The sequence below is a fragment of the Sphingomonas sp. genome (assembly GCF_019749955.1).
Classification (GTDB): domain Bacteria; phylum Pseudomonadota; class Alphaproteobacteria; order Sphingomonadales; family Sphingomonadaceae; genus Sphingomonas.
This window is the reverse complement of record NZ_JAIEPC010000060.1, coordinates 1-3,849: the sequence shown is the minus strand read 5'-3', so window position 1 is coordinate 3,849 and position 3,849 is coordinate 1. Positions and strand designations below refer to the sequence as shown.

Sequence of the window (3,849 nt, the reverse complement as noted above, 5' to 3'; positions counted from 1 at the left end):
GCAATCGTCGCGGTCGCGATGATCGAGCTGCTCGCGAACCAATCCTCGCGCTCGCCGCGGTCGAGCGTGAGTTCGAGGAAGCCAAGTCCCAGAAACACGAGGATCACGCCGACATAATCGATCCGCAGCCCGCCCTTGATCTTCTCCGCGCGATCCGCCTTCACGGCGGCGGGTTCATCGACAAAGGCCTGGGCAAGCAGGAAAGCGATGATGCCGACCGGCACATTGACGAGGAAAATCCAGTGCCAGCTCGCGGCATCGGTGATCCATCCGCCGATTGTCGGCCCGAGCACTGGCCCCACCACGATCACGATCGCAAAGGCAGCAAAGGCCATGCCGCGCTGTTTCGGCGGGAAGGTATCGGCGAGGATCGATTGCTCGATCGGCGCCAGCCCGCCGCCGCCGATGCCCTGAAAAATGCGCGCGACGATCAGCGTTTCGAGATTGGGGGCGATGCCGCAGAGGAACGACGCCACCGTGAACAGCGCGATCGAAATCAGGAAATAGCGCTTGCGGCCGATCGCGTCGGACAGCCAGCCGCTGATCGGGATGATCACCGCATTGGCGACCAGATAGCTCGTCAGCACCCAGGTCGCCTGATCGGTTGTTACTGACAGCCCGCCCGCGATATTGTTGAGCGAGACGTTCGCCACCGACGTGTCGAGCACTTCCATGAAGGTCGGCAGGCTGATGATCGCGACGATCAGCCAGGGATTGACGCGCCCCGCCGCTGACCGGTCAGCGTTCCAAATCTCGGGCGCAGCGGCGGCGCTGGCCATCGCTCAGCGCACCTTGACCGTCGGGATCACCGACATGCCGGGGCCGATCGGGTAGCGGCGCGGATCAGGGCCGTTCTTGACGTCGAATTCGATCCGGACCGGTACGCGCTGAACGACCTTGACGAAATTGCCGGTCGCGTTCTGCGCGGGCAGCAGCGAGAAGGCCTGTCCTGCCCCGCGCTGGATCGAATCGACGCGCCCGCGAAACTTCACATCGGGGAACGCATCAACCCGCAGCTCGACCGGCTGGCCCCGACGCATCAGCTCTAGCTGGGTTTCCTTGAAATTTGCCGTCACCCAGATGCGATCGGGCACAATCGACATCAGCGGCGCCCCCGGCGCGACATAGGAGCCGATGTTGACCGACCGGTTGACCACTTGCCCCGATACCGGCGCGGTCAGGCGGTAATCGCCTACATTGATGCTCGCCTGCTGCACCACTGCGCGCCGCGCATCGGCGGCGGCTTGCGCGGCGGTGATCTGGCGCCGCGACACGCGGATATTGGCGTCGGCATTGGCGATCTGCGTGCGGGCAGCAGCGGCTTCGGCGCTCGCCTGCCGTGCCTGCGCGCGCGCGGCGTCGAGCTGCTGCCCCGCAACCGCCGAGGGATCGAGCTTGAGCAATTGTTCGTAGCGCGCCAGATCCTGCGACGCCTTGTCCGCAACCGCGAGCGGCGCGCGCGCCTGCGCGATTGCCTGCGCGCGCTGTGCCTCGGCTGCGGTGACTTGCGCGCGAGCAGTTTCGATCTGCGCTTCAGCCTGCGCGACACCAGCCTGCGCCTCGGCGAGTTGCGCCTGCGGGTTCTGCGCCTTGATCACCCCGAGCAGCGCACCGGCTTCGACATGCCGATTGTCGACATCGGCGACCTGCAACAGCGTTCCCGCGACCGTCGGCGCGATGCGGACGATGTGGGCGTCGACAAAGGCATCGTCGGTCGATTCATACTGGCGTGCATCAAGCCAATAGAGCGTACCACCACCGATCAGCGTGCCGCCGACGACGAGCAGGATCACCCAGAACAGCGGGCGCCGGAAGAGTGACGGCTTGGCGTCGGCCACGGGCTCGTCGGACTTCAGCCCGCCCTGCGGCATGCTCACATCGGTCATCGGGGTTCCTGTCGTGTCGCAATGAGGGAATCGAGAATGGCGTCGACATTGGCGGCGACGCGCGCCTTCAGCGCATCGACCAGCACCACATCGACCGCGTCGGCACGCAGCAAGCGCAGGCACGATGCCCGCGACGCGCGCAGCACAATCACCTGACCGATCAGCGTCACCGTCAACAGGCGCGCGCGGGCCTCATCATGGTCGCCGCTGGCAATGCACACCAGACGTACGAGCGTTTCGAGCATCTGGCCCATCATCCCGCCATAGATGCGGTCGAACGCCTCGGTCGGGTGCATTTGTTCGCGGATGATGAACAGCGATTTGGACTCGCTGTCGGGTTGCATCAACTTGTCGGCAAAGCGGCCCATGATCGTGTGAATCACCGCGCGCGCGCTGGCGGCGTCCCCACCGGCCAGCGTTGCCGATTGTTCGAGCGCGGGCCCCATATCCTCACCGAGCTGCGCCGCGATATGATCGGCGGCGGCGAGATACAGCCCTTCCTTGCCGCCATAATGATAGGTGATCGCCGACATTGCCGTCCCCGCTGCCGCCGCAATGCTGCGCGTGCTCGCGCCTTCGAGACCCTTCAGCCCGAATTCGCGGATCGCCATGTCGAGGAGCCGGTCGTGAGCCAAGCGCGCGAGTCATCCTGCCGGGTTGCGGTATCGGCGACCGATTTAGTTCGTTCGAACGAACTGGCAATCGAAAAAGTCGCTTATTGGCAAGAATCCGATTTGCGCCCCGGCTCGTTGTCCGCATCGCCCACGGCTACGCGGCTACCCCGCCGCCCATCCGGACAGCTAGACGGGCCCGCACGGGCACCTGATCGCCATCCTGCTCAGGCGGGCACGACTTCCCCCGCGCGCGCATGTTCGGCGCGCCGCACCGGATTGGAAAATTCCATCTCGTCATCGACCGAACCGAAGCGCAGCGCGGTCAGGTCCTTCAGATAATTCTGGTGCACCTGCCACGGCTGCTTGTTCCCCTGCTTGGGGAAGCGCTCCATCGCCCGGGTGACATAGCCCGAGGTGAAATCGAGGAACGGCGCGGGCTGCAAATCGCCTTCGATCCGCGGCGTTACCTGGCGCATCCCGCGCTTCTTCATCGTGTTGAGCAGGCGGCAGACATAGCTGCACGTCAGATCGGCCTTCAGCGTCCAGCTCGCATTGGTATAGCCGAAGGAGGACGCCAGATTGGGCATGTCGCTATACATCATGCCCTTGTAATTATAGGTATTCGCCAAATCGCGCGCTTCGCCGTCGACGGTGAAGGCAACATCGCTCAGCAATTGCAGTTCGAGCCCCGTCGCGGTCACGACGATATCGGCATCGAGCCGCTTGCCTGAATTGAGCACAATGCCGCCGGCATCGAAATGCGCGATCGTGTCGGTCGCGACCGAGGCCGACCCCGCCTTGATCGCACCAAACAGATCGGAGTCGGGCACCAGGCACAGCCGCTGGTCCCAGACATTGTAGCGCGGGGTGAAATGCTCGGCGATCGTCTCGGCCGGCAGATGCTCGCTCAGCATCTCGAGCACGCGTTCCTTCGCCTGCACCGGATGCTTGCGCGCGGCATTGTAGAAATACATGCCGAACAACACGTTGCGCCACCGCACCAGCGCATAGGCAAGCTTGGTCGGCAGAAATTTGCGCAAGCGGTTGGCGACCGCATCTTCGGACGGGCGCGACACCACGTAAGTCGGCGAGCGCTGAAGCATCGTCACATGCGCTGCCGTCTTCGCCATTTCGGGCACGATCGTGACAGCCGTCGCGCCCGATCCGATCACGACGACCTTTTTGCCGGCATAGTCCAGATTTTCGGGCCAGAATTGCGGGTGGATGATCTGCCCCGCGAAATTGCCCTCACCGGCAAACTCGGGCCGGTGCCCCTTGGCATAGTTATAATAGCCCGAGCACATGAAGAGGAAATTGCAGCTATACTGCACCTCGCGCCCCTCGGTGAC

At 64.0% G+C, this 3,849-nt stretch carries 4 protein-coding genes; all 4 read right to left on the bottom strand.

The genetic code is table 11. The features are described 5' to 3' along the window. The coding region (locus tag K2W81_RS11885; RefSeq protein WP_294104556.1) for a DHA2 family efflux MFS transporter permease subunit at positions 1-779 on the bottom strand (779 nt) is incomplete at its 3' end. Positions 780-782: 3 nt separating this feature from the next. After that, positions 783-1,886 carry an HlyD family secretion protein gene (locus K2W81_RS11880; protein WP_294104554.1) on the bottom strand — a complete coding sequence of 368 codons (1,104 nt, stop codon included), beginning with the start codon at positions 1,884-1,886 and terminating at the stop codon, positions 783-785. Next, positions 1,883-2,521, bottom strand: a complete 639-nt coding sequence (locus tag K2W81_RS11875) for a CerR family C-terminal domain-containing protein (protein WP_294104552.1) — start codon at positions 2,519-2,521, stop codon at positions 1,883-1,885. Before K2W81_RS11875 ends, K2W81_RS11880 begins: the two co-directional genes overlap by 4 nt. A 203-nt stretch (positions 2,522-2,724) precedes the next feature. Further along, positions 2,725-3,849 (bottom strand): NAD(P)/FAD-dependent oxidoreductase (locus K2W81_RS11870; protein WP_294104550.1); only part of this gene is annotated, 1,125 nt, incomplete at its 5' end.